25 protein-coding genes are annotated in these 26858 nt (G+C 43.3%); 20 read left to right on the top strand and 5 right to left on the bottom strand.

Annotation, left to right across the window (positions count from 1 at the left end):
• Window position 1: 1 nt before the first annotated feature.
• A complete protein-coding gene (locus DWX43_RS24650; RefSeq protein WP_109733340.1) occupies window positions 2-733 on the bottom strand; it encodes a HAMP domain-containing sensor histidine kinase in 732 nt (243 codons plus the stop codon).
• A 205-nt stretch (window positions 734-938) separates the two neighbouring features.
• Between DWX43_RS24650 and DWX43_RS24645 the strand changes: the two genes are divergently transcribed.
• A complete protein-coding gene (locus DWX43_RS24645; protein WP_109733341.1) occupies window positions 939-1346 on the top strand; it encodes an HIT family protein in 408 nt (135 codons plus the stop codon).
• Window positions 1347-1360: 14 nt separating this feature from the next.
• The gene (locus tag DWX43_RS24640) at window positions 1361-1906 is read left to right on the top strand and encodes a sigma-70 family RNA polymerase sigma factor (RefSeq protein WP_109733342.1); all 546 of its coding nucleotides are present in this window, start codon (window positions 1361-1363) and stop codon (window positions 1904-1906) included.
• A 54-nt stretch (window positions 1907-1960) separates the two neighbouring features.
• Here the strand turns inward: DWX43_RS24640 and DWX43_RS24635 are convergent, their stop codons facing one another.
• A complete protein-coding gene (locus DWX43_RS24635) occupies window positions 1961-3028 on the bottom strand; it encodes an undecaprenyldiphospho-muramoylpentapeptide beta-N-acetylglucosaminyltransferase (protein WP_118622549.1) in 1068 nt (355 codons plus the stop codon).
• Window positions 3029-3355: 327 nt separating this feature from the next.
• Here DWX43_RS24635 and DWX43_RS24630 point away from each other — a divergent pair, with 327 nt between their 5' ends.
• The gene (locus tag DWX43_RS24630) at window positions 3356-4390 is read left to right on the top strand and encodes a DUF4367 domain-containing protein (RefSeq protein WP_118622547.1); all 1035 of its coding nucleotides are present in this window, start codon (window positions 3356-3358) and stop codon (window positions 4388-4390) included.
• A gap of 54 nt (window positions 4391-4444) precedes the next feature.
• On the top strand, window positions 4445-4942 hold the full coding sequence (locus DWX43_RS24625; protein ID WP_118622545.1) for a DUF6147 family protein: 498 nt from the start codon (window positions 4445-4447) through the stop codon (window positions 4940-4942).
• Between the two features lie 237 nt (window positions 4943-5179).
• On the opposite strand, the gene DWX43_RS24620 is transcribed toward DWX43_RS24625, so the two are convergent.
• A complete protein-coding gene (locus DWX43_RS24620) occupies window positions 5180-5422 on the bottom strand; it encodes a TIGR03905 family TSCPD domain-containing protein (RefSeq protein ID WP_109733346.1) in 243 nt (80 codons plus the stop codon).
• Window positions 5423-5872: 450 nt separating this feature from the next.
• Here DWX43_RS24620 and DWX43_RS24615 point away from each other — a divergent pair, with 450 nt between their 5' ends.
• The 14 genes from DWX43_RS24615 (at window position 5873) to DWX43_RS24555 (ending at window position 21495) form a co-directional block, all read left to right on the top strand.
• Window positions 5873-6640 (top strand): hypothetical protein, encoded by a 768-nt coding sequence (locus DWX43_RS24615; protein ID WP_109733347.1) that lies wholly within the window; start codon window positions 5873-5875, stop codon window positions 6638-6640.
• A gap of 61 nt (window positions 6641-6701) precedes the next feature.
• The gene (locus DWX43_RS24610; protein WP_109733348.1) at window positions 6702-8051 is read left to right on the top strand and encodes a glucose-6-phosphate isomerase; all 1350 of its coding nucleotides are present in this window, start codon (window positions 6702-6704) and stop codon (window positions 8049-8051) included.
• Between the two features lie 199 nt (window positions 8052-8250).
• Complete coding sequence (locus DWX43_RS24605; RefSeq protein WP_118622543.1) at window positions 8251-9078, top strand: C-type lectin domain-containing protein; 828 nt, start codon at window positions 8251-8253, stop codon at window positions 9076-9078.
• A 71-nt stretch (window positions 9079-9149) separates the two neighbouring features.
• Complete coding sequence (locus DWX43_RS24600; protein WP_109733350.1) at window positions 9150-9695, top strand: FHA domain-containing protein; 546 nt, start codon at window positions 9150-9152, stop codon at window positions 9693-9695.
• A gap of 176 nt (window positions 9696-9871) precedes the next feature.
• The gene (locus DWX43_RS24595) at window positions 9872-12139 is read left to right on the top strand and encodes a hydratase (RefSeq protein ID WP_118622524.1); all 2268 of its coding nucleotides are present in this window, start codon (window positions 9872-9874) and stop codon (window positions 12137-12139) included.
• 174 nt (window positions 12140-12313) lie between these two features.
• Window positions 12314-12826, top strand: coding sequence for an RNA polymerase sigma factor (locus DWX43_RS24590; protein WP_109730839.1), 513 nt, complete (start codon window positions 12314-12316; stop codon window positions 12824-12826).
• Between the two features lie 15 nt (window positions 12827-12841).
• Window positions 12842-14848 carry a beta-propeller domain-containing protein gene (locus tag DWX43_RS24585; RefSeq protein ID WP_118622522.1) on the top strand — a complete coding sequence of 669 codons (2007 nt, stop codon included), beginning with the start codon at window positions 12842-12844 and terminating at the stop codon, window positions 14846-14848.
• A 181-nt stretch (window positions 14849-15029) separates the two neighbouring features.
• A complete protein-coding gene (locus DWX43_RS24580; RefSeq protein WP_109730837.1) occupies window positions 15030-15797 on the top strand; it encodes a TatD family hydrolase in 768 nt (255 codons plus the stop codon).
• A 49-nt stretch (window positions 15798-15846) separates the two neighbouring features.
• Complete coding sequence (locus DWX43_RS24575; protein ID WP_109730836.1) at window positions 15847-16656, top strand: alpha/beta hydrolase; 810 nt, start codon at window positions 15847-15849, stop codon at window positions 16654-16656.
• A gap of 91 nt (window positions 16657-16747) precedes the next feature.
• Window positions 16748-17647 (top strand): 16S rRNA (adenine(1518)-N(6)/adenine(1519)-N(6))-dimethyltransferase RsmA, encoded by a 900-nt coding sequence (gene rsmA, locus DWX43_RS24570; protein WP_330582319.1) that lies wholly within the window; start codon window positions 16748-16750, stop codon window positions 17645-17647.
• 188 nt (window positions 17648-17835) lie between these two features.
• Window positions 17836-19215, top strand: a complete 1380-nt coding sequence (locus tag DWX43_RS24565; protein ID WP_118622520.1) for a citrate/2-methylcitrate synthase — start codon at window positions 17836-17838, stop codon at window positions 19213-19215.
• A gap of 9 nt (window positions 19216-19224) precedes the next feature.
• Window positions 19225-20157, top strand: a complete 933-nt coding sequence (locus DWX43_RS24560) for an alpha/beta hydrolase (RefSeq protein ID WP_109730834.1) — start codon at window positions 19225-19227, stop codon at window positions 20155-20157.
• Between the two features lie 200 nt (window positions 20158-20357).
• Complete coding sequence (locus tag DWX43_RS27130; RefSeq protein ID WP_182440815.1) at window positions 20358-20504, top strand: hypothetical protein; 147 nt, start codon at window positions 20358-20360, stop codon at window positions 20502-20504.
• 214 nt (window positions 20505-20718) lie between these two features.
• The gene (locus tag DWX43_RS24555; RefSeq protein ID WP_118622518.1) at window positions 20719-21495 is read left to right on the top strand and encodes a sugar phosphate isomerase/epimerase family protein; all 777 of its coding nucleotides are present in this window, start codon (window positions 20719-20721) and stop codon (window positions 21493-21495) included.
• A gap of 243 nt (window positions 21496-21738) precedes the next feature.
• Here DWX43_RS24555 and DWX43_RS24550 read toward each other — a convergent pair whose 3' ends face one another.
• A complete protein-coding gene (locus tag DWX43_RS24550) occupies window positions 21739-22383 on the bottom strand; it encodes a TetR/AcrR family transcriptional regulator (protein WP_118622516.1) in 645 nt (214 codons plus the stop codon).
• Between the two features lie 212 nt (window positions 22384-22595).
• Here DWX43_RS24550 and DWX43_RS24545 point away from each other — a divergent pair, with 212 nt between their 5' ends.
• Window positions 22596-24119 (top strand): sialate O-acetylesterase, encoded by a 1524-nt coding sequence (locus DWX43_RS24545; RefSeq protein WP_118622514.1) that lies wholly within the window; start codon window positions 22596-22598, stop codon window positions 24117-24119.
• A 715-nt stretch (window positions 24120-24834) separates the two neighbouring features.
• Here the strand turns inward: DWX43_RS24545 and DWX43_RS24540 are convergent.
• Window positions 24835-25809, bottom strand: coding sequence for a LysM peptidoglycan-binding domain-containing protein (locus DWX43_RS24540; protein ID WP_118622512.1), 975 nt, complete (start codon window positions 25807-25809; stop codon window positions 24835-24837).
• 224 nt (window positions 25810-26033) lie between these two features.
• Between DWX43_RS24540 and DWX43_RS24535 the strand changes: the two genes are divergently transcribed.
• Window positions 26034-26717, top strand: coding sequence for a hypothetical protein (locus DWX43_RS24535; RefSeq protein WP_118622510.1), 684 nt, complete (start codon window positions 26034-26036; stop codon window positions 26715-26717).
• The last annotated feature ends 141 nt before the right edge of the window (window positions 26718-26858 follow it).

Genomic DNA, 26858 nt, shown 5'->3' with positions numbered 1-26858 from the left:
ATTAGATAGGCAGTTTGATGGTAAACATTGATCCTTCATCGATTTTAGACTCAACAGAAATCGTACCCCCGTGAGATTCGATAATTCTTTTTGACAGTGACAGCCCAAGCCCTGTACCGCCCTCCTTATAAGTTTTAAAAGGCTCAAAGATATAGTCGATGATTTCTTCAGAAATACCGCATCCTGTATCTTTACATTTGATGGTAAGAGTGTCTTTGGTGCGGCTTGCAAAGAGATTAATACTGCCTTCACCGGAGATAGACTCCTTGGCATTTTTCAGAAGGTTAAGAAAAACTTCTTCTAACTTCACTTTATCGCCTGTGAAGTCGCCCAGGCCGGAGGGAATATCTGAAGTAAATTCTACATCAGAGTCTTCACTGTCTAAAGAGATTGCGAAAGAGACTGCAATGTTTTTTAGAAGCCGTTCAATGGAAAATACCGAGTAATGCAGTGTATCGCCATTGTTGAAGGTTGACAGTTCGCTTAAAAGCTGGCATACGAAGTCCACATCTTCCATTGTCTGTTTCCAGTGCGGGAATTCCTGAACCTCAGGATGCTGTATTTCCATAACCTGAAGCGAAGATGAAATTAATGTCAGCGGGTTCCGGATTTCGTGAGCTATAGTAGATACTGTCTCATGGTGGTTGTCGAGTAACTGTGTGATTATCTGTTTTGCGTCATGATTTTCCTCCATAAGCGCATTCATCTTATTAATGTCAATATTATGTAGCATTATCTTAAGTCCCTCCTTTTTTGGTTATCCTCATTTTTAAGTCTAGCACGATGATTTCCTTGGTTCAACAAAATCCGCCATACAAATTTCGACAGTATCCGGGCGACAAGCGGGTGTGAACAGTAATCAAAAGGGTCTTCTCATTTCGGACAAAATGGGATATACTACTATTAAACAATTATAAAAAGAGAAATGGGGATAAATTATGAAAGATGAAAACTGCATATTTTGTAAGCTGGCATCAGGTGAGATTCCTTCTGCAACGCTTTATGAAGATGAAGACTTCCGCGTGATTTTAGATGCGAGCCCGGCTTCAAAAGGGCATGCGCTTATTATTCCGAAAGATCATTACAGGAATCTGTATGATTTGGATGACAATCTGGCAGCTAAAGCTATGGTACTTGCTAAATCAATGGTACTAAAGCTTAGAGACATGCTTGGATGCGATGGATATAACATTGTACAGAATAATGAAGAGGCAGCAGGGCAGACTGTCTTTCATTTCCACATGCACCTGATACCAAGATATAATGGTGATGGTGTGGGCCTGGGCTGGAAGATGGGCGAACTTTCAGAAACTGATAAAGAAGAAATCTTAAACAAATTACAGTAATAACCGGAGAAGAAATGTTGACTGAAAATCGTGAGTTTGATGAGATTTATGGAAAATATAAGAATCTTGTCTTAAAAGCAGCATATACATATTCAGGCAATTATGATGTAGCAGAAGATATTACTCAAAGTACGTTTCTCCAATTATATATTTATTATCATGATATGAACCACAGCAATATTAAATCGTGGCTGTATACAACTGCAAAAAACAGTGCCTTGAATTACAGGAAGAGAGCCAGACGTGAGATTCTTGAAGAGATGACTGCAGAGGAATCTGTTATTCAGGATACTGTTGAAAGTGCTGAAGATGAATTTTTGCAGGAAATCAGGGATATAGACCGCTCTGATTTGCATGAACGTATATTTGAAGCTTTAATGAATAAGAACCGCAGATGGTACGATGCGATTACGCTGGCATATTACATGGAGATCCCTCAGGCAAAAGTTGCCGCAGAAATGGGAATACGTATTGAGGTGCTGCATAGTTTATTGCACAGAGCCAAGGACTGGATTAAAAAAGAGTTTGGTGTGGAGTATGACGAATTGAACCGGTTATAATAAAACAGGTGTCTATTCGGCACCTGTTTTTTAAACCATGTGATAGATTGGCACTTATTTAATACTGATTTCTTCGATTAGCCCAATGATTGTATCAATTGAATCTTGCTGCCTGGAATCGCGCATAGCATCCATATATTTACTGCGGTTCTCATAAAGATTCTTTACTGATTCAAGAAGAGACTCCTTAGTGAGGTCTTCTTCCTCGAGTACCATGCTGAAGCCCTGACGTTCAAAAGAACGTGCATTTAATATCTGGTCACCACGGCTGGCATTAGCTGAAAGCGGAATCAGAAGATTTGGCTTTCTCAATGCAAGAAGCTCGCAGATAGCATTAGCGCCTGCACGGGAGATAACAATATCCGCAAGGGAGAAGATATCGCGGAGTTCATTTTTGATGTATTCGAACTGAGCATATCCTTTCAGGCTGTTCAGAGAATCATCAACCTTCCCTTTTCCGCAGAGGTGCACAATCTGGAAACGGTCCAGAAGATCAGGCAGGGCAAGGCGGACAGCGTTATTAACTGCCACAGAGCCAAGACTCCCTCCGATGACGAGGATGACAGGCTTATCAGCGGAAAAACCGCATAGGTCCATAGCAGCAATCTTGTTGCCGGACAACAGCTCCTGACGGATTGGTGAACCTGTCAGTACAGCTTTTTCTTTAGGAAGACTATCCAGGGTCTCAGGAAAATTACAGCAGACCCTGCTGGCAGAAGGAATGGCAATCTTATTAGCCAGACCCGGTGTCATATCTGATTCATGGATAATAGAAGGCACTTTACAGCGCTTTCCAGCCAGGACAACCGGTACAGAAACAAATCCTCCTTTAGAAAAAATAATATCAGGCTTTAATTCTTTAATAATAGAATGGGCCTCGCCAAAACCTTTCATAACACGGAATGGATCTGTAAAATTCTGGACGCTGAAATAACGTCTCAGTTTACCGGAAGAAATTCCATGATAAGGAATCCCAAAAGGTTCGATAAGTTCCTTTTCGATACCATTATAAGATCCTATATATTGGATGTCATAGCCTAGTTCCCTTAACCGGGGAATCAGGGCAATATTGGGGGTGACATGCCCGGCCGTTCCACCGCCGGTAAGTATAATTCGTTTCATAAATGTAAAACCTCCAAATTTGAATTGTTCATATTATATCACTTCAGGTACTATGTGATACAGGCCCTTTCGGGCAGTGGCGGATATAACCTCCACTGACATGAAGTTAATAATATCCGAGTGGCCGGATAAAGCAGCATTATTTATGTGACACACTGAGTTTAGGTTATAGTTCCCACCCTTCGGGTACACGGTGTAACAAATTAATCTCAGCCGTAAACCAAAATAAAATACTTGCATATAACCGGAAAAACACATATAATTTCATATTAAACTTATTTAATAAAAAGTCAAGAAAAAGTAGTAGCCAAAATAAGGGGAACATGTATGGAACAAAATAAAAAACTATCACTGAAGGAAGAAGTGGAAAGGGAAGCCAGAAAGATAGAGGAAGAAATTGAGAATAACTCTGATCTTGACGATATCAAAGTATCGGACAAGATGGAGGAATCACTTCTGGCAAAAATCCGGGCATATGAAAAGAAATGTGCCTCAGAGCATGAAAACAAAAATGTCAGAATGGAAGGTGCAGCAGAAGAACTTTCGGAGGAACTTGCGCCAAATTTTGCCGCGCGTACAAATGAAGACAATGTAGTGCATCTGTCTGCGGAAGACATGGAGGCACTGCGTCTCGGTAGAGAACTAATGAAAAAGAAAAGCAAGGAGGAAGAGCTATTCGAGGTTCATACCGAGTATCATAAGCACCTTAACAGTGATAATAAAGGAAAGGAGGGAAAAACGGGCAAAGGGGAGAAGGCAAAAAGAATCCACATGCCGCGGAGAAAGAAATTTGTTGTTGCATTGGCAGCGGTTATGGTTCTTGTGCTAGCAGTTGGTATGACGAGTGTGGGGAGTAAGTCATACTGGAAAGAGTTGCTTGATGGTTTATTAGGTACACAAAGTAGTCAGAAAATTAATGTGAAAGATATGGATACACAGGAAACAGAGGATGGTGATGAACTAACAGCCTATAGAGAGATTAGAGAAAAACTAGGATTCGTACCAGTACGTCTCGGATATAAACCAGAAGAGATGGAGTTTGATAGGATTAGTATTGACACTGATCAAAGAAGAGCCTTTATATTTTATCAGTACAATGATCAAATAATAAGATATGCTGTGTATGAAAATGATTCAGATTCTTCTTTAGGCCAAAAGGAAGAGGATATTTTAACAGACACTATAGAAGTTGAAGTGTTAGGGCAAACCGTGAAGGTGAAGGAATATAAAAAAGAAAATTCAAAAAGGTACTTAGCAAACATTGTATATAAAGGAGTTCATTATCAACTAAAAGGAGTAATGGAGAAAAAAGAATTTATCAATATAATAAAAAATTTAGTTTATTTTGATAAAAACGCGTAAGTATTTTAGTAATTAAGTGTTTAATTAAAGAGAGCATAAATATGGAGGATACAAATGATAAAAAAAGTCTTATCAGTGCTATGTGCAATGATGATATTTTGTAACTTATTTTTAGTATCATTAGTTGATGTAAAAGCAAATGAAGACATTAAAGTGGATGGTTCTGCACTCACAAAGTTAGATACATCGACAGGAAATACAAGAGGAGAAGTTGTAACAAGAGGAGAGCATTTAATGGATGGGGAATGCTCAATAACTAAAGCTGGAAGAGGAAGAATATATGTTTATGCTTCCACTACAGGAGATCATGTAGTAGATTATATTTCTACAGTTATTTATATTGATAGATATAATCAGGAAACAGGTAAATGGGGACAGATAGATTTTTGGCAAGTAGAAGATCAAAATACTTATTTTGTAAGCACCTCAAAGTCTTTAGCAGTAGACAGAGGGTATTATTACAGGGTTCATGCTGATCATGTGGCAGGTATGGATTCTGATCCAGCATATGAAGAAGCAACATCAGCAACCGACGGAATCTGGATAGACTAACACCTCTCCATCCGCAGCCTCACCCCTCTTTGAGGAATTGAAGCAGTTGTCAGGTTTTTTACATAACAGGAGAAACTATTAACAAAAATTTTGATTATAGAAAAGACCTGTACCGAGAAAACACCACAAATTTTTTTATATGTATTTCACCTGACAACTGCTTCAATTCCTCAAAGAGGGGCACTCAAGAATGAGTAGGCACATGGAGATTGATATTACAAAAAGAAAGCAATCGGATTATTTTCCGGTTGCTTTTTTTAATGCTTTTGCTAACTGGTCGGGGCAGGATGTTTTTTTGAAACCGCACTGAATCCCTTCTATCTTTGAAATTGCTTCGTCTACGTCCATGCCTTCGATGAGACGTGAGATTCCTTGAAGATTTCCATTGCACCCTCCGGTGAAGGCCACATTTTTGACTTTGTTGTCTTCTATATCGAAGTTTATCATCTGTGAACAGACGCCCTGTGTTTTGTACTGCATTGTAATTACCTCCTTTTTCGGAATATTTCAGCTGATTAATCTGGTGTCAGCGCACTGGCAGATTCATTTCCCGTCTGTGTGACAGTGCAGTCATAAGCCAGAAACACCTATAGTAATAAGCTATTGGTATTATAGCAAAATGAAAATAAAAATACCAGACCTATTTCGTGTGTCAATTTTCGAGCCATTTTCCGATAAAATGACAGGAGTTTTCTTAAGGGGAAAAGGAAGATGTGATTTGAATTATTTTGTTAAATTGAAGGATCGATGCTATTATTTTATTCTATGTTTCTTAAGTCTGAGATATTCCTGTTTTAAGCTGAAATTATGCTGCTGTGGCGAATTATGTAGAACGCTTTTTAAGGCAAGTCCCGAAAAGTTGAGATATAATAGGCTCACACCAAACAAATGGTAGTTGTGTCACAACCATATAAAACAGGAGGTCTTATTATGTTTAAAAACGTAGCAGCCGACACAAACATTATTTTCTATTTAATGATTGCGGTAGGCATCATCGGGGTACTGGCAAAAATAGTGAACCAGCTCACCCTTCGCCGAATGGTAAAAGCGGCAGGCAATATGCAGAAGAGCACACACAAACTGATGAAACTGGTGCGCGCCAAGTATGAGCACGCATGCATGATACATGATGCAGTAGATAATGTAGGGGCATTTGTGGAGAAGTACATATATGAATACAGAGGATTTATTTTACGGGTACATACATGGAGGCAGATAGAGGCACAGGCGATCTGGTTTTCAGGAATTTTAGCTATATTAGGAGCAGGAGGACATTATCTGGCACACGGGTTCTGCGAGGGAATGTTCCAGTATCTGGCTGCAGGGGCAGCGGAAATGATCGCATTGTTTGTGATAAGACAGTTATCAGACGAACCTTATAAAATTAGTGCAGCAAAGAATTATATGGTAGATTACCTTGAAAATGTCTGTGCACACCGCTACAAGAAGGTGAAACAGACGGAAAAGGAAAACATAGATGTAATCAGTCCGGAGAGCGTTGGGGCAACAAGGGCAGCCGTCCAGCGTGAGGAACAGGAATTGCCCATTAATATAGAGGGTGAGCCGCGCAGGGCAGAAAAAGGCGAGGCCGCAAGACAGGTGATCAGACGTACAGTAAAGGAAAAAATGGAGGAGGATGAGCAGCCTGCACTAAAAGAGGAGGCAATTCGTCAAATATTAGAGGAGTTTTTAGCTTGATAAAGCATAGCATATTTGATAGAATTAGCTTGTAAAAACGATTAGAGAGGAAGGATGAACAATGGCTAATAAAGTTACATTTGATTATTCGAAAGCAAGTAGTTTTATTCAGGAACATGAGATGGAATATATGAGCGAACTGGTTGCACAGGCGAAGGACAAGCTGGTTGCAAAGACAGGAGCGGGAAATGATTTCCTTGGATGGATCGACCTTCCGGTTGATTATGATAAAGAAGAATTCGCGCGTATCCAGAAGGCAGCAGAGCAGATCCGCGAGGATTCGGAAGTATTGTTGGTTATCGGAATCGGCGGCTCTTATCTGGGAGCAAGAGCTGCAATTGAATTCCTTGGACATTCATTTGCCAATGTCGTTTCCAAAGACGTCAGAAAGTCCCCGGAAGTTTATTATGTGGGGAACAGCATCAGCAGCAAGTACATAAAAGACCTGATGGATGTAGTAGGCGACAGAGATTTTTCCATTAACATGATTTCCAAATCTGGTACGACAACAGAGCCAGCCATTGCCTTCCGTGTATTTAAAGAAATCTTGGAAAAGAAATATGGAAAAGAGGGAGCAGCAAAGAGAATCTATGCTACGACCGATAAATCCAGAGGAGCTTTGAAGAACCTTGCTACAGAAGAAGGATACGAGACTTTCGTAGTACCGGATGATGTTGGCGGACGTTTTTCCGTACTTACGGCAGTAGGGCTTCTTCCGATTGCAGTCAGCGGTGCAGACATCACGAAGCTGATGGAAGGTGCAGCGGCAGGAAGAAAAGAAGCGCTGGAGAATGATTTTGCAGAGAACGGAGCACTGCAGTATGCAGCAGCCCGCAATATCCTGCTTAGAAAAGGCAAGGCGGTTGAGATTGTAGCCAATTATGAGCCAAGCCTGCATTATGTATCTGAATGGTGGAAACAGTTGTATGGAGAGAGCGAAGGTAAAGACCAGCGGGGTATCCTCCCGGCATCAGTAGATTTGACGACCGATCTGCACTCTATGGGACAGTTCATTCAGGACGGAAGCAGAATTATGTTTGAGACGGTTCTGAATGTAGAGGAATCGCCGGCAGAGATTATGATCAATGAAGAACCGGTTGACCTTGACGGATTGAATTACCTGAAAGGCAAGACCGTAGATTTTATAAATAAGAGTGCAATGAACGGAACAATTCTTGCCCATACAGACGGTAATGTACCGAACCTGATGGTGACGATTCCGGAGCAGAATGAATTTTATCTGGGACAGTTGTTCTATTTCTTTGAGTTCGCATGCGGCGTTAGTGGATATTTACTCGGCGTGAATCCATTTAATCAGCCAGGCGTGGAGAGCTATAAGAAGAACATGTTTGCACTTCTGGGTAAACCAGGATTTGAAGAAGAAAGAGAAAAGTTATTAAAGAGATTATAATTGAATAAAAGTGTAGAATAAATGTTAACTGGAAAAAATATGTAGGAAGTTCTAGTAGGACAGAGGCCTTAGAATCAGAGGTCTCTGTTCTTTTTTGCACCGTTTATATTTCAGTCAGTCCCCCGGCGGCATTTTCCATGTTAATATGTTGAAAAGTATGCTACAATGTGGATAAATAATTAATAGGAGGCGCAAGGGGATGAAAAAACCGAGGAACAACAGGAATCTGAAGATTGTAATTATTGTGATTATCTGCCTGACCTTTATTGTGGGTATCGGAGCCGGAATAGGGGCCGGCACTTATATTTCAAATAAAAAGGCGCAGACGACGGAAGAGACGAAATTGAAAGATACGGATTTGAATGACAGCAGTCAGGTCAAGGGGGACGGTGCAGAGAAAGAGGATGATAAGAAGCCGGAAGCGGATAAGCCGGAAACGAATGATTCCAAGGATGATAAGGATTCCGGCAGCGGGGATAACAGTCAGGACTCCTCCCAGAATAAAGACAATGCAGATAACAGCAGTCAGTCCCAAAATCAGGGAAGTACATACGACGCTTCTGTACCGGCAGACGACACAGGCATACACAGATATGAGTATATTATCAGTGACTGTACATGGCAGGAGGCGTTTCAGGACTGCCTGAACAGGGGCGGCTACCTTGTCCGGATCAATAGTTCGAAAGAGTATGAGACGATCAGAAAGGAAATCAGCCGGCAGAAGATGACGGATATTTATTTCAAACTCGGCGGAAGGCGTGATAACCAGTCTCAGGACTACTACTGGGTGAATCAGGATAATAAGCTGTTTGGTGAAAAATTAAATTCAGACGACAGCTGGTGCTCTGATGAATGGATGGGCGGCGAGCCAAGTTTTCAGGACGGAAATCTGGAAGAGAGGTATATGGACCTGTTTTTCTATGACGGAGAGAAACGGTTTGTCTGGAATGACGTCCCGGATGATATGCTTGCGGCAGAGCCGGCGTATTCAGGGAAACTGGGATATATATGTGAGTATGAGGATTAAAAAAGTCTAGATTTACTTGCCTGAACAGCAAAAATATAGTACTATAAACTCTTGAAGGAGTTGATTGACAAATGATGTACTGGATTATTCTGATAGTCCTGGCAGTTTTAATTTTAGTCACCATCATTGCCACGATTGTGACGATTGTTAAGGAACGAAAAGTATATAAGAGTTATGAGCTTGATGAAGAGATAGATGATGAAGATGAGGATGAAGAGGATTACGACGAGCGTCCTGCAAAGAAACGCAGGAAGAAGGCTGTGGAAGAGGAACCGGCTCCTGCTCCTAAGAAGAAACGCTGGAAACTCATCCTTGAGAACGTAGATACACAGGAACGCTACGATTTCATTTTCTATGACAGCTTTGGAATCGGAAGAACTACGAAGGAAGTGGCGTTCGAGGAGTTCCTTCCGCTGCCTGATGACAAGAAGATTTCCAAGGTCCACTGTTCTATCGTGAGAAGTAAAGACAAGCTGTACTTAAGGGATGAGGGATCAAAGAACCACACATATCTGAACGGTAAGAAGATTCAGAAGCCGATCCTGATCCAGAAGGAAGATATCATATCCATCGGTGAGACAGATCTGGAAGTAGTTAGAATTTTAAGAGAAGCATAGTCAGGTACGGAATGTATCTGGCGGGGCCCGGAACTTTTTGTTTCCGGGCTTTTCTGCTGTTTCCATTACTTTTTACCTCACCTTTTTGCACAGTCGCTTATTTACATCCCTCCTTTATCATGCTAAAATGATAAACAGTAACGATTTAACACAGAAAAGTTTTAGGAGGTTATTTCATGATAAAACTATATGAGAATGGTGTCTATCTGTTAAACGGAGCCGAGATCGTTGAAGATACCGGCAATGTACAGGTTCCTTCCACGAAGGAAGAGGCAGCGAAACATACAATTGCGTACGGAATCCTTAATGCTCACAACACGTCACCGGATATGGAGCATCTTCAGATTAAATTTGACAAGCTGACATCCCACGATATTACATTTGTCGGGATCATCCAGACGGCAAGGGCTTCAGGACTCGAGAAGTTCCCAGTTCCTTACGTGCTGACGAACTGCCACAATAGTTTATGCGCGGTAGGTGGTACGATCAATGAGGATGACCATATGTTTGGACTGACCTGTGCGAAAAAGTACGGCGGCGTCTATGTTCCGCCTCATCAGGCAGTTATCCACCAGTTTGCACGCGAGATGCTTGCAGGCGGCGGAAAGATGATCCTTGGTTCAGATAGCCACACACGTTATGGTGCACTTGGAACGATGGCTATGGGAGAAGGCGGTCCGGAGCTTGTGAAGCAGCTGCTGAATAAGACCTACGATATCAAAATGCCGGGCGTGATCGGTATTTACCTTGATGGAGAACCGATGAAGGGCGTCGGCCCTCAGGATGTGGCTCTTGCGATTATCGGCGCTACATTTGGAAACGGCTATGTTAATAATAAAGTAATGGAATTTGTAGGACCGGGCGTCAGCAAGCTAAGTGCTGATTTCAGAATTGGCATTGATGTTATGACGACAGAGACAACCTGTCTTTCTTCCATCTGGAGGACAGATGAGAAGATTCAGGAGTTCTACGATATCCACGGCAGAAGCGAAGAATACAAAGAACTTAACCCGGGAGCAGTTACCTATTATGATGGAATGGTTTATGTAAATATGAGCGAGATTAAACCTATGATCGCGATGCCATTCCACCCGAGTAACGTTTATACAATTGACGAGCTGAATGAGAACCTCGAAGATATTTTACATGATGTTGAGAAGAAGGCACTTGTGAGTCTCGACGGGGCAGTGGATTATTCTCTGCAGGATAAGATTGTGAACGGAAAGTTCTACGTGGAACAGGGAATTATTGCAGGATGTGCGGGAGGCGGATTTGAAAATATCTGTGCTGCGGCAGACATTATCAAGGGTAAAAATATCGGACACGATGAATTTACATTCAGTGTTTACCCGGCAAGTACGCCGATTTATATGGAACTTGTAAAGAACGGTGCGGTTGCTGACCTGATGGCAGCAGGAACGATTGTGAAGACTGCTTTCTGTGGACCTTGCTTCGGAGCGGGAGACACTCCGGCCAACAATGCATTCTCTATCCGCCATTCAACGAGAAACTTCCCGAACCGTGAAGGTTCCAAGCTCCAGAACGGACAGATTTCTTCCGTTGCATTGATGGATGCACGTTCGATTGCGGCTACGGCAGCGAACAAGGGATTCCTGACACCTGCAACGGCAGTGGATGTGGAATATACAGGACAGAAGTATCATTTTGATAAGAGTATCTACGAGAACCGTGTATTTGACAGCAAGGGTGTTGCTGATCCGAGTGTTGAGATCAAATTCGGACCGAATATCAAGGACTGGCCTGCTATGGCTGCCCTGCCTGAGAACCTGATCTTAAAGGTGGTATCAGAGATTCATGACCCGGTTACGACGACAGACGAACTGATCCCGTCCGGTGAGACTTCCTCTTACCGCTCCAACCCGCTTGGGCTCGCTGAATTTGCACTTTCCAGAAAAGACCCGGCTTATGTCGGACGTGCGAAAGAAGTACAGGCTGCACAGAAAGCAATTGAGGCAGATACATGCCCTCTGGATGCGCTTGAAGAGCTGAAGCCGGTAATGGCGAAGATCCAGGAGGTTTATCCAGAAGTCGGAAGAGGCAATATCGGAGTCGGCAGCACTATTTTTGCAGTGAAGCCGGGAGACGGTTCTGCGCGTGAGCAGGCTGCATCCTGCCAGAAGGTACTCGGGGGCTGGGCGAATATCGCAAATGAATATGCAACGAAACGTTATCGCTCCAACCTGATTAACTGGGGCATGCTTCCATTCCTTACAGATGAGGACCATGAACATCTTTCATTTAGCAACGGAGATTACATCTTCGTTCCGGATGTGAGAAAAGCGGTGGAAGAGAAAGTGGATACGATCAAGGCATATGTGGTCGGTGACGGCCTGAAGGAGATTAGTTTCCATCTCGGGGAACTGACAGATGTGGAACGCGAGATCATCTTAAAGGGATGTCTGATTAACTATTACAGGGGATAATAAGAACGCATCGGGTAACCGGTGCGTTTCTTTTCTGCCTGAAAAATATTTTTTGTTTTTGTGCAACAAAACGACTTGCTTTTTACTCTTATATACAGGAACGAAGCATGAGATGCTGTTTCGTTTTCATTCATGAATGTAAAGGTTTCGCGAAACGAGAGAGGAGGGGTGCAGATGTATGATTATGAGCAGGGCTCAGAGCTGGAACTGATCAGGCGTTCCCGAAAAGGGGATGTGAAGGCATTTTCGGAGCTGTATGCCAGAATCCATGTGGAATTATACAAGTTTGCATTGTACACGTTAAAGCATCCTCAGGATGCTGAGGATGCAGTCAGTGAGGCTGTCATGGCGGCCTATGAGAACATTGGCGGCCTGAAGAAAGAGGAATCCTTCCGGGGATGGATTTTTAAGATTTTAAGCAACCAGTGCAGAAAAAAGTTCCGGGATACAAAGCAGACAGCGGAGCTGGAGACGGATATACCGGACGAAGAAAAGGATTATGCGAAAGCTCATGATGTACGGGAAGCATTTCTGCTTTTGAGTGAAGAGGAACGTATGATAGTGGCGTTTTCTGTGTTCGGGGGCTACCAGAGTGATGAGATAGGCGGCATGCTGGACCAGAAGGCGGCCACCGTCCGATCGAAGAAGACCCGTGCACTGGAAAAGATGCGGCGGGTTCTGGAGTAGAAAGGGGTGTTATAAATGAGTTTTGAACAGGAACAATTTGAAGAAGAATTAAAGGCGAAGACAAACGAGGTAGAGGTACCGGATTCCCTGAAGCCTGAGAATATTGAAAAAATGCTGGAACAAAAGACAGTGAAGAAGAAAAAATGGAAACCACTTTATACCGTCTGTGCGGCGGCAGCCTGCTGTGTTCTCGTGATTGGCATTGCAGTTGCAGGAAACGGAATGCTGACAAAGAACAACGGGGAACTGTCGGAAACGGCAGATTCTGCCGGCAGGAAATCTTCCGCTGACAGCGGAGGGGCATCCGTGGACAAAACCATTGCATCGGCAGAAGATTATGACCAGATATATAAGTATATTAAGGCGGAGAAAAAAAATCAGGATAAACTGTACGGGGGCTACGGAAACACCGGTTCTGCCATGCCCGAGAGCAGGGTAGATGGCGGCGCGATGGAAGACTCTGCCAATACGGCGGCCGGGTCGGCGGAGAAGAGTGTTTCTGCGGCAGATCAGGCATCAGCCTATTCCGATACGAATGTGAGGCAGGAAGGTGTCGGTGAAGGAGATATTGTCAAGACCGATGGCAGCCGACTCTATATTCTGAACGGACAGAAGATTCAGATTGTAGATATAGAGGGCGAAGAGATGGAAGATCTTGGAGCCATCAGGATGGAAGATGACTGTTTTGTTTCTGAACTTTATGTGAAGGATGATAAGCTGGTCGTTGTCTATACGCGGTCGGAGTATGAAGATGGTGAGAACGGGTATGGCGGAATGTATAAACAATATACGGTCGCGGAGACTTACGATGTGAGCAACCCTAAGGAACCGAAGTCCGCCGGAATGATTACACAGAGTGGTAATTTTTATACGATGCGTGTGAGTGGGGATTATGTATATATGCTCAGTAATTTTCAAGCAGATGTACAGGCGGCGAGGGATGATATTTCCTCCTATATTCCTGAAATAAACGGGAAAGCAGTAGATAGCGCCAACATCCTGCTTCCCCAGTATATACGCGGCAGCCAGTATACAGTAGTGGCTTCATTTTCTCTGAAAGACCCTGATAAAAAGGTCGACAGCAAAGCCATTTTTGGAAGTGCAGGCCTTGTTTATGTGAGCAATGAGAATATCTATGTCTGTGAAGGATATTATAATTCTGAGGACTCGATTGTGACGCAGACCTGCATCAGAAAGGTAGCCTACAAGGACGGCAGCCTGAAGGCAGTCGGGCAGACAAGAATTGACGGGACTCTGAATGATTCTTTCAGTATTGATGAATATGAAGGCAATTTAAGACTGGTTACAACGGTCAGCGCAACCGGCAGGAGCGTGTCTCCTCTTGTACTTTTCGGAACGGTCAGTGATACGGCAGAGAAGGACAGCAATGCACTGTATATTCTGGATGAGAATCTGGAGGAACTAAGCAGGATAGACGGGCTCGCAAAAGACGAGATGGTATATTCTGCGAGATTTATGGGGGATACAGGGTATTTTGTAACTTATAAACAGGTGGACCCGCTGTTTTCCGTGGATTTGTCTGACCCGAAGAAACCTAAGATACTGGGAGAACTTAAGATACCGGGATTCTCAGATTACCTGCATCCTTACGGGGACGGGCTGCTGCTCGGAATCGGAATGGACGTGGATGAAACGGGAACGGTGACTAATGGTGTGAAGCTGTCCATGTTTGATATATCAGATCCATCCAATGTGAAGGAAGTAGAGAAGTATGTGCTGGAAGATATTTATTCCAGTGCGGTATCCTACAATTACAAGGCGGCGCTCATCAGCACGGACCGGAACCTGATCGGGTTTACTGCATACGGGCAGGGCCCGCATTATTATCTTTTCTCCTATGATGGTAAAGGTGGTTTCAAGTGTCTGTTTGACAGGGAACTGGGCAGTTCCTCCGAAGGACGGGGCGTGTATTCCGGGGATAAAATTTATATTGTGGCGGGAAATACTGTGGAATCCTATGCGATAGATGGTTTTAAGAAGGTGGATGATATCGTTTTGTAGTGTGTTAAAATTAAAATCCGTTCTGCATAAATGCGCAGGGCGGATTTTGGTTTTTATTACGCTTAGTAAGATATATACCTAAATACTTAACGAGGTATTTTACGAGTTTAGTATTTATGGTATAATGCTCGCAGTTAAGTGTGGATTAAGACAGAATGAAGTGATACAGGAGGCATAACAGATGATATTTGATACGCATGCTCATTATGATGATGAGCAGTTTCATGAGGACAGGGACGAACTGCTGGGGGCGGTACATGACGGCGGCGTAGGAACGATTGTGAATGTCGGTTCGGATGTAGCGTCATGGGAGGATATCCGGACACTTGTTGGGAAGTACCCCTTCATATACGGGGCGGCCGGCGTACATCCGGACGATGTGGGGGAATTGGATGAAGAAAAGTTTTCACGTCTGAAAGGGATTTTGCAGGAAGAAAAGTTTGTGGCAGTAGGGGAGATTGGCCTGGATTATTACTGGGATAATGAAAGCCATGAAATCCAGAAAGCATGGTTTATACGCCAGCTTGATCTGGCAAGAGAACTTGGAATGCCGGTCATTATACACAGCAGAGATGCGGCCGCCGATACATTTGAGATTATGAAGGAACACGCAGAGGGGCTGGACGGAGTGATCCATTGCTTTTCCTATTCGGTGGAACTGGCAAGGGAGTATGTGAAAAGAGGGTTTTACATTGGCATCGGAGGCGTGGTTACGTTTAAAAATTCCAGAAAGTTAAAAGAAGTGGTCGTGGATACGCCGTTGGAATCCCTTGTACTTGAAACGGACTGTCCGTATCTGGCGCCTGTACCGAACAGGGGCAAAAGGAATTCTTCGCTGAACCTGACGTATGTGGCGGAGGAGATCGCCTCTTTAAAGGGTGTGACTTATGAGGAGGTTGTGAAAACGACAGAGGAAAACGCGAGACGGCTGTACCATATGGAACCATAAACCTGATCCGGCATATACTAAAAAGAATATGACCGGGATGTGTGAGATTATGTTTTATGTGAATTCTACGGATGGGGTAAAAATAGCTGTTTATGATTATAACTGCGGCGGGAAGGAGACCGTGCTGCTGGTTCACGGATGGCCGCTGTCCCATAAGATTTATGAGTATCAGATTCCGCTTCTGGTGCGCAGGGGCTACCGGGTTGTGGCACTGGATTTAAGGGGCTTCGGCCAGTCGGATGCACCGGGGTGCGGCTACAGTTATGACCAGATGGCCACGGATATTTTTCAGGTAGTGAAGCGGCTGCGCCTATGGTCCTTCAATCTGGCCGGCTTCTCGATGGGCGGGGCAATTGTACTTAGATACATGCGTTTATTCAGAGGATATGGGGTGAAGAAGCTGTTCCTCTTTGCCGCGGCCGCGCCATGCTGGACACAGCGGCCGGGATTCCCTTACGGTCTGACAAAAGAATACGTTGACGGACTCATCTGCCAGATAGAGACAGACAGGGCGAAGTTCGCGGAGTCGTTCAGCAACCAGCTCTTTGCGAGTCCGCAGAGTAAATGTATTCTGCTCTGGTTCTGGGAGATTGCTATGTCGGCATCTGCTGTCGGGACTATCGGGACGGCGGTTTCCCTGCGGGATGAGGACGGCCGGGATGATCTGTGTTATGTAAAGGTTCCGACAGTAATTATCCACGGGGCAAAGGACGAGGTGGTGTCAAATGACCTGGCACAGATCCAGCACGAGACAATCTGCGGAAGCAGGCTGTTTACACTGGAGAACAGCGGACACGGAATTATGTATGACCAGCTGCAGGATTTTAATGAAATTTTTATAAGTGAGCTGGAGTGCTGACTGTCTGCATGATTGTGTGCGGCCGTTTGAGAAGCATATTTTACGTTGTGCGGATAGGTAAAATATATTATACTGGTTAGGAAGAAATAAAATGCTTAAAAGCAGGGAGGAACTTATGAAGGAGCCGACATTAGGCAATCCGCAGAACACAATTGCAGTTTTGCAGAAGTATAATTTTATGTTTCAGAAAAAATTCGGACAGAATTTTTTGATAGATACACATGTGCTGGATAAGATCATCCGCTCGGCGGAGATTACATCAGATGATATGGTTCTGGAAATCGGACCGGGAATCGGGACAATGACCCAGTATCTTGCACAGGCAGCCGGGAAGGTCATAGCAGTAGAGATCGATAAGGCACTGATCCCTATACTGGAGGACACACTGGAGGGATTTGAGAACGTAACAGTGCTCAATGAGGATATCTTGAAAGTTGATGTAGCTGGACTCGCCCAGCGTGAAAACGGGGGCAGGCCAATCAAGGTGGTTGCAAACCTGCCGTACTACATTACGACCCCCATCATCATGGGACTTTTCGAGAACCATGTTCCTGTAAAAAGCATTACAGTCATGGTACAGAAAGAAGTAGCAGAGCGTATGCAGGTAGGGCCGGGGACCAAGGATTACGGCGCACTGTCCCTTGCCGTGCAGTATTATGCAAAGCCCTATATCGTGGCAAACGTACCACCGAACTGCTTCATGCCCAGGCCGAAAGTGGGCTCAGCGGTCATCCGTCTGGAGAGATACGAGAACCCGCCGGTACAGGTCGATGATGAAAAACTGATGTTTAAAATAATACGTGCATCATTCAATCAGAGGAGAAAGACACTGGCAAACGGATTAAAAAACTCGCCGGAGCTGGATTACACAAAAGAACAGGTAGAGGCAGCAATAGACAGCCTGGGGAAAGGAGCAAGCGTGCGGGGGGAGGCACTGACACTAGAAGAATTCGCCACATTAAGCAATTATTTGGGACGTAGTAAAGTGTAAAAAGGCTACGTCCCAAATTGGGTTTTGTGGTGTCCCAAAACGAGAAATGCCCTGTACCTTTTTGGAGATTTCTTTCTTTTTAGGCAGTTCATAAATATTTAATACTCATTTCATTGTATAAAACCCGCTTTTTTAGTATAATAAAGAAATGACACAAGTGATTATGATAAGAGGAAGGGAGAGGTTTTATGGCAAGAGTACCTAAAGACATTGACAACATCTTTTTTGAAAACACTCCAAAGATTGAGGAATTAGCCCGGATATGTGAGGAGAACAATGCAATTGAAAAAGAGCTTTACACGAAGTATGAGGTAAAAAGAGGCCTGCGTGATTTAAATGGTAAGGGTGTACTGGCAGGACTGACGAATATCTCAGATGTGTGTGCGACAAAGATCGTAGATGGAAAAGAAGTTCCTTGTGCAGGAAATCTCTATTATCGCGGTTATAATATCAAAGATCTGGTAAAAGGATTTCTGGAGGCGAAGCATCCGGGATTCGAAGAGACGGCATATCTGCTTTTATTCGGCAGTCTTCCGAATAAGCAGCAGCTGGATGAGTTCCAGGGAATGATTGCGGAGCGCAGGATGCTTCCTCCTAATTTTGTACGGGATGTTATCATGAAGGCTCCGAGCAAAGATATGATGAATATGATTTCCCGCTGTATATTGAATCTTTATACCTACGACGAAAAGGCGGATGATACTTCTATAGCGAATGTGCTCCGTCAGTCTCTGAACCTGATCAGCCAGTTTCCAATGTTAATGGTTTATGGATATCATGCATATAATTATAGAAGGGGTGAAGACCTGTATATTTATGCGCCTTATCCGGAGTTATCCACAGCAGAGAATATTCTGATGATGCTTCGTGAGGACCGGAAATATACGGAACTGGAAGCTAGAATTCTGGATATGGCCCTTGTGCTCCATATGGATCACGGCGGTGGTAACAACTCTACGTTTACAACCCATGTTGTAACATCTTCTGGAACAGATACATATTCAACGATTGCCGCGGCGATGGCGTCCCTGAAAGGACCTAAGCACGGTGGTGCGAATGTGAAAGTAACCCAGATGTTTGATGATATGAAGCAGAGACTGACTGACTGGAAAGATGAAGACCAGATTCGCCAGTATCTGACTGACCTGCTGGATAAGAAAGCATTTGACCAGAAGGGTCTTATTTATGGTATGGGCCATGCTATTTACTCAGTATCCGACCCGAGAGCTGATATATTCAAGAAGTTTGTAAAGCAGCTTGCAACAGAGAAGGGTTACGAGGAAGAATATGCGCTTTATGAAAAGGTAGAGCATATGGCACCTGAGATCATCAGCGAAAAACGCAAGATGTACAAGGGCGTTAATGCCAATGTAGATTTCTACAGCGGTCTTGTTTACAGCATGCTGGATCTTCCCCCGGCACTGTATACTCCGATTTTTGCAGCAGCGCGTATTGTTGGCTGGAGTGCACACAGACTGGAAGAGCTTAAGAATGTGGATAAGATCATCCGTCCGGCATATAAGCCGCTCGCACCTTACCGTGATTACATAAAATTAGAGGACAGGTAGAGGATAACGATGAAAGATGAGTTTTACTTCCCATCAAAGGATGGTAATACAGAGATTCATACAATTGAATGGAAGCCAGAAGGCGAAGTAAAAGCGGTTCTGCAGCTTAGTCATGGAATGGTTGAATATATTAACCGTTACGATGAATTTGCGGATTTTCTGTGCCGGCAGGGATATTATGTGGTTGGCAACGACCATCTGGGGCATGGGAAGTCTGTCCAGAGTAAAACGGAATATGGATTCTTTAATGAAAAATATGGTAATGCCTGCGTGCTTGGTGACATGCACACACTTCGTCAGAAGACTTTGAAAAAGTATCCTGATGTTCCATATTTTATGCTGGGACACAGCATGGGATCTTCTCTGCTGCGGCAGTATATACAGATGTATGGAAACGGATTAAGTGGAGCTATTGTGATTGGCGTTGTGGCCGATCAGAAGCGGGCGACGCTCCGTTTTGGAAAGCGACTCTGCCGGATTGTGGCGGCATTCAAAGGATGGCATTATCGCAGCAAGTTTATTGACGGCATGGCAATCGGAAGCTACAATAAAAGTTTTAAGCCAGCCAGAACGAGGGCTGACTGGGTGACCAGTGATTCCGAGAAACTGGATGCGTATGTGGCCGACCCGCTTTGTTCATTTGTGTTTACAGTGAATGCCTATTACCATATGTTTAATGGAATGCTCCAGATGCAGAAAAAGGAGAGTGTCTATATGATTCCAAAGACGCTTCCGATTTTGATTGCAGCTGGTTCTGAAGATCCGGTCGGGAATTTTGGAAAGGGCGTAAGAAAGATATATGAGCAGTATAGGGCAGCAGGAATCAAAGATGTGACACTGCGGCTGTACTCAGGCGACAGGCATGAACTTCTGAATGAGACAGACAGAAAGCAGGTCTATCAGGATCTGTATGAATGGCTGGAAAGTAAAATATCATCTTAATTCTGTAATATTAAAAAGAGATATAATTGAGATATGTGAGAGAGGACAGACTGAAAGGTTTGTTCTCTTTTTATATTATTAAAATAAGGATAGAATCCGGAGCCATGTGTATACTAAATATGCGTAGATTTTTTACAGCAAGTACCTTGAGGGTATTTGAACAGCGTTTAAAATATACAGTTTAAGAGGTGAACAGGCAGATGAATAAGAAACAACAGGAAGAGCAGAACCGTCAGGAAAACAGAAATGAATTTAACAGCATTACGGAAAAGAAAAAGCCGGAAAATCAGAATCAGGATCATAATGCACGGAAAGAAGCATTTGACGTGAAAATGAGACAGGTTTAGTAAATAATCCTGAAGATATAGCAAAGAGGATCTGGCGGCGGAATACGGTCCGGAGATGCCCAAATATGCAAGTCATCTCGAGGAGGGGGTGGCTTGCATATTTACTTTACGCAATTTTAAAGGAATATGTTTCCGGGTACTGAGTGACATTCATATTAGCCAATGTATAATGCGTACAGGATAACAAATGAAGGTTCATGGAGGCTTATGAGACATGCTGTGTATATATGACTGGTTCGGATATAATGTTTCTGTAAAAGAGAGATACATACTTATAAAAAAAGCAGGATTTGATGGAGTTTTATTGTGGTGGAGTGACGGCTTCGGACGTGGTGCCGATTATCAGGAGGGTGTGGAACTTGCAAGGAAGGCAGGGCTGTTTATAGAAAATATCCACACACCTGTCCAGAATCAGGATAAACTTTCACTTGATAATTTAGACGGGATAGATTTGTTACACTGCTATTTGCAATGCATCAAAGACTGTGCGGAATTCGAAATTCCTACGATGGTTGTTCATCTGCCCGATAACAAATTCCCTGTAAACGAATTGGGGATGGACAGAATTAAGAGGATTGCTGAAAAAGCGGAAAAGTATGATATTAATGTCGCTATGGAAAATCTAAACAATGTTGAAAATGTGGGACGCGTACTGAATTCCATTAAGTCCACTAAAATAGGATTCTGCTATGACAGCTGCCATCATGCTAATTATGAGCACGAAGTTAATTTGCCGGGAATATATGGGGATCGTTTGATGGCACTGCATTTACATGACAATGGTGGAGAGATAGGACAGCATCAGCTGCCGTTTGATGGGAAGATTGATTGGCCGGGTGTTATGGGAAAAATAGCTTCGACTGGATATAAGGGAGCGACTGCCTTAGAACCAATGAACTGGGGATATGAAAACCTATCAATAGAAGAATTTCTCGGTAAGGCATATGAAAGTGCAACGTTATTGGATAATATGAGATCTGTGGGAAAATAAAATCGTAATGACCACGAAAACCCCCGCAGTATCGGCTGCGAGGGCTTCGTTGTTATTATAGTTATCTAAAGGAATGAGAGTAAAGTGCGACATCTTGGGTCTCCCCAAGATGTCTTTACTTTATGAGGGGGGAGATAGTTGTTTATCAACTATCTGAGTACTAGTATAAAAGTAAAATGTGACGAAAGTATGTTATAACTATTAAAGAAATCGAAAGATTATTATGAAATTCTTAAAATCAAATTATAATGCCGTCAGATAAAGTGAAAACATATGGATCAGCTGGCTGATTTGTTTTTGCAGCGCCGATTCTTCCTTTGCATAATCTTCTGCACTTAACAGCCCGATATAATTAAGCATGGACAGATTCATACGGGAAATGAACTGTATGGCCTCATCTATATCAAGACCGGGCTTTACACTTCCATCTTCTACGGCCCTGCCTAGCATATCCCTCATCTTATCTTCAAATTTATCAAATAAAGTCTGAAAAGAACTGTCCTGCTTTTCAGCGGAAGGATTGCTGCGCATATGGACATTAAACAATAGAAGCAGTGTGACATCATCTCTCTGGCTGAGTGCTTTCGCATAAAAATTACGAAGCAGCAGAAGAAATGAATCCAGACCGCTCGTATCTGAGAGGGATGAAGGAAGAAAATCTGCCTGATTCATATTATTATGTACGATCTGCTCTTTAATTGCGATCATGATATCGTCACTGTTTTTGAAATATTTGTAGAGTGTTACAGTGGAGATATCCAGATTACGTGCCAGCTGCTGAATATTGAAATCGGAAATTCCCTGATTCAGGATCATTTCACGCGCTTCATCCAGGATTTCTGTTCTGCGTTTCCGGCGCATTTGTTCGAAATATGCTGCTTTATCCATAATATACTGCTCCTTCTAACGGAAAGCTTTTGCTTATTAAAAAGCTGTTCTTAATCTTTAATCATTATAACAGCTTCAAATTGGATTAGCAAATGTGTATAATTTAGAAAAATATATTTGTATAATATGCCTACTTGTATATTCTGAAAAATAGAGTTAACATAGTGTTAATTCAATTAACTGACAGATAATGGTTGCGATAAAGGAGGAAAATGATGTTACAGGCAGCAGTGATTTTTCAGAGTGGTATGATTCTGCAGAGAGGGAAATGTCTCGCGGTATGGGGAACCGGGAACCCGGGAGAGACAATAGGCGTACAGATTCAGGGAAGAACAGGACAGACAGTAACAGAAGCAGATGGAACCTGGAGTGTTGATCTCCCGCCGTTGGATGCTTCGGTAAGTGAAGAACTTATCATAAAGTCTGACAGTCATAAAATTATATTCGAACAGGTAGCAGTTGGTGAGGTGTGGGTGGCAGGAGGGCAATCCAACATGGAGTTCCTGATGCGCTATGAAAAGCATAAGAAGGAAGAAGTGAAAGACTGCACAGACCCGGATATTCGCTTTTATGATGTACCCGAGGTATGCTATGACGGACAATTGGAAGAGTTTGACTACAGCAGGCAGGGAATCTGGAGAAAGGCCAATCCGGAGAATCTGGATTATTTTAGTGCAGTCGGATATTATTTTCAGAAGGCATTGAAGGAAAAATTGAATGTGCCTGTAGGAATCATCGGCTGTAATTGGGGTGGTACAGCCTCCTGCTCGTGGATGAATCCGGAAACAGTAAGAAAGGTCGGAGAACCGTGGATGCAGGAGTATGAAACTAGAACAGCATCTATGGACATGGAGGAATATTGGGAGAATCAGCATGGGAACCAAATGAACGATAAGGGAAATCCTTTTGCAGATGTATTTGGGGAGTTTATGATGCCGAGAACCCCAACAGAAGAAGAACTGGTGGAGTTTTTCAGTCATATCAAAGATAATTTTGAAGAATATGCAAATATATTACAGCCGCAGGCGATACCGGGCAGTCTCTATGAGCATATGCTGAAGTCAATTGTGCCATATACCATCAAAGGCTTCTTATGGTACCAGGGCGAAAGTGATGATGTTCCAGGACTCAATGTACTGTATAAAGATATGCTGTCGGGCTTAATTTCAGACTGGCGCAGGCTGTGGGGGGATGAGGCGCTTCCGTTCCTGATCGTTCAGCTTCCGGGTTATGACTGCTGGCTGATGAACACAGAAGAAAATCATTACCCAATTATTCGCAGATGTCAGGAGGCTGTGGCAGATTCTGTAGAGCATACATATTTGTGTTCGATTTCCGATGTGGGGGAAGAAAAAGATATCCATCCAAAAGATAAAAAAACGGTGGGACAAAGGCTTGCACTGCTTGCCCGTGGACATGTATATGGTGAAGAAATTTTATGCGATGCACCGAGGGCGGTATCAATTAAACGAAATGCAGATGGCGTGGCAGTCACATTTGAACATGCAGAGGGAGGATTGGAAATTAAAGGCGGTCACCTGAATGCGCTGCAGATTATTTCTGAAGGGACAGAACAGGAATATTCTGTTTATACAGAGGGAGATCAACTGATCATACGGATGGGGAATCCTTTAGAAGAGGGGGTGAGCGTAAAATTTGCGCAAACACCCTGGTATCAGGTAAACTTATATAATAAGGCCGGAATACCGGCAGTTCCATTTGAATTCAGCCTGTAAGAGGGGAATGCGGAATCATTAAAAATAACTGCCCTTGTTTTTGACCGAACTGGGCAGTCATACATAAAGTGCCAAGAAGCAAATAACAGACAGTATTAAGGCAGATTTTACAAAGGGGCACGGACAGCGAAAACCCGCTAACCTTCCGGCTAACGGGTTTCGTTGTTTTTATAGTTATCTAAAGGAATGAGAGTAAAGTGCGACATCCGGGTTACCCCAAGATGTCTACTTTATGAGGGGGGAGATAGTTGTTTATCAACTATCTGAGTATTAGTATATAAGATAAATGTGCATAAAGTGTGTCATATTTATAAAAAGAAATAGAAAAATATTATGAAAGTCTAAAATATTATTAATTAGCGTATAAAGTGTTATATTTATTTGTCCCGATTTGAAAGGAGAAACGTATACAAGGAAGATAACATTACTCTTAACGCATGGTTTGAATAAAACGGACTTTGAGCCGACACGCCATTTTATACTATCGGAGGACAGCGAAAACCCCCGCAGTATCGGCTGCGAGGGCTTCGTTGTTTTTATAGTTATCTAAAGGAATGAGAGTAAAGTGCGACATCCGGGTTACCCCAAGATGTCTACTTTATGAGGGGGGAGATAGTTGTTTATCAACTATCTAGGTATTAGTATATAAGGTAAATGTGCATAAAGTGTGTCGGTTCTATAAAAGAAATCGAAAAATTATTATGAAATTATAAAATCATGAAATCCGGATTGTATTTCCGGCATAAATCAGGTTCGGATTGCTTATGCCGTTCAGCCGCTGCAGTGCGCTGACGGTTGTTCCGAATTTCAGGGCGATTCCGCTCAGTGTATCTCCGGGCTGGATTGTATAATAGCGAGCAGCAGGGGCTCCATCCTCTGGAACGCGGATTGTCTGGCCGGCATAGATCAGATTCGGATTCGTGATGCCATTGAGTGCTGCGAGTGTTTGGTAGGTTGTTCCGTAACGTTGTGCAATGCCGCTTAAAGTATCGCCCGGCTGGATTACGTAAGTGATATAGTTTTGCGCAGGAGGTGTTGGTGTGGGCGTTGGCTTACTGCCGTCCAGATGATTCAGGCCGGCTTTCTGGATCACAGAAGAATAATCCACAAACGATGTATCCAGATCAACGTTCCCTCCGATTCCAGGGACACTCCCCTGATCCGTATACTGCCACATCCCGCATCCGGTGCTGTCAAACTGGCTGTTGTAATAGGCATACCAGAGTGCATACCGGCTGGAAAGATCCTTAGATACATAATTATTCAAAAAGTTACGGTTGCTGTAGAACATGGCGAAATATCCAAGTTCTTCTACTCTGTTGCAAAAGCTCCGGATAAATTGTGTTGCAAGATTTTTTGTCAGTGTGACTCCATTTTCGGCAGCATAATTAACGGTTGCCTGTTCTATATCGTAGCAGACCGGATAATCCAGCCTGTATGAAGAAATTGCGTTAATACAGCCGTCTGCTTCCTGACGGGCTGTTTCCGGACTTACTGCGTAGCAGAACCAGTATACACCGATCGGGAGACCGATCCTGTTGCATTCAGCGGCATTTCTTTTAAACTGTTGGTCCAGAGTGCCAAAGCCGTAGCCGGCGCGGAGCATGGCAAACTGATAACCGGCGGCTTTCACCTGTTCCCAGTCGATAGTCCCCTGAAATTCACTGACGTCGAGGCCTTTTATATTCATAAAAACTCCTTTGCCATATTAGATATGGGAATATTATCATTTCATTATATGTAAGAAACAGTAAAATCGTTCATATAAGCAATGATGCTGTAAGGATAATAACCATGCAGGGATTGATCTGGGGGATAGATTTTTTAATTGAATAATAGAGCAGAGACAGATATAATGTTCTTATTGAGTATGCATTAGAATATAATATGTGAAAATCCCGGGGGAATTATGGTATGGAAAAAACAAGTGAGAAGAAAAAAGAACAGTTTGCATCGGATACTTCGAAACGAGATGCGAAGGGATGGGCAAAGGCGCTGGTAATTCTGCTGACAGGACTGATTATAGCACATCTGGGCGTCACTCTTTTTCTGCTCTCAGAATTGGGGACAGATACGTTTACTGTTTTTATTCAGGGGCTGTCAAGGACGGTGCATCTGACAGTCGGAACAGTGCATGTCATTATATTGTGCATCCTGATGGTGGTTATGTTGTTGACAACAAAGGGATATGTAAAGCCGGGTACGGTAGTGTGTGCGTTCTGCGGCGGTCCTATTATCGATCTGTTCACATGGATGTTCCACCCTTATATTAATGCAGACGCGTCAATGGTAATCCGTGCAGTAAGTATGATAGCAGGCTGCGTGATCCTATCCGCAGGCATGTCTATTGTAATTAACAGCAATGCAGGGACCGGACCGAATGATCTGGTGGCTATCATACTATCGGATAAGATCCAGTCGGTAGAGTTTCGGTGGGTCAGGGTTGGCTGTGATCTGTTTTTCGTAGTGCTTGGATTTGTGTTGGGAGGTACGGTAGGTGTAGGAACGATTGTTGCGGTTTTCCTGACGGGACCGCTCGTACAGTTCTGGCTTCCAAAGACGAAGGCCGTTGTACAGAAGATATTAAAAGAAGAATAGGGTAAAAAAGGAGTGGCTGGAATTGCTTCCAGCCTTGAAAAAGTTATGAAAAAGAAAATCTATCTTCAAAAAGGTTATTGTCCTTTGATAGTTAATACTTTACAGGATAAATGTGTTAGTTATGTGAGAGATAAATTAACA

Source organism: Clostridium sp. AF19-22AC, from assembly GCF_003479085.1.
Classification (GTDB): domain Bacteria; phylum Bacillota; class Clostridia; order Lachnospirales; family Lachnospiraceae; genus Faecalicatena_A; species Faecalicatena_A orotica.
The sequence above is the reverse complement of the archived record's forward strand: the minus strand, read 5'-3'. Positions and strand labels throughout refer to the sequence as shown.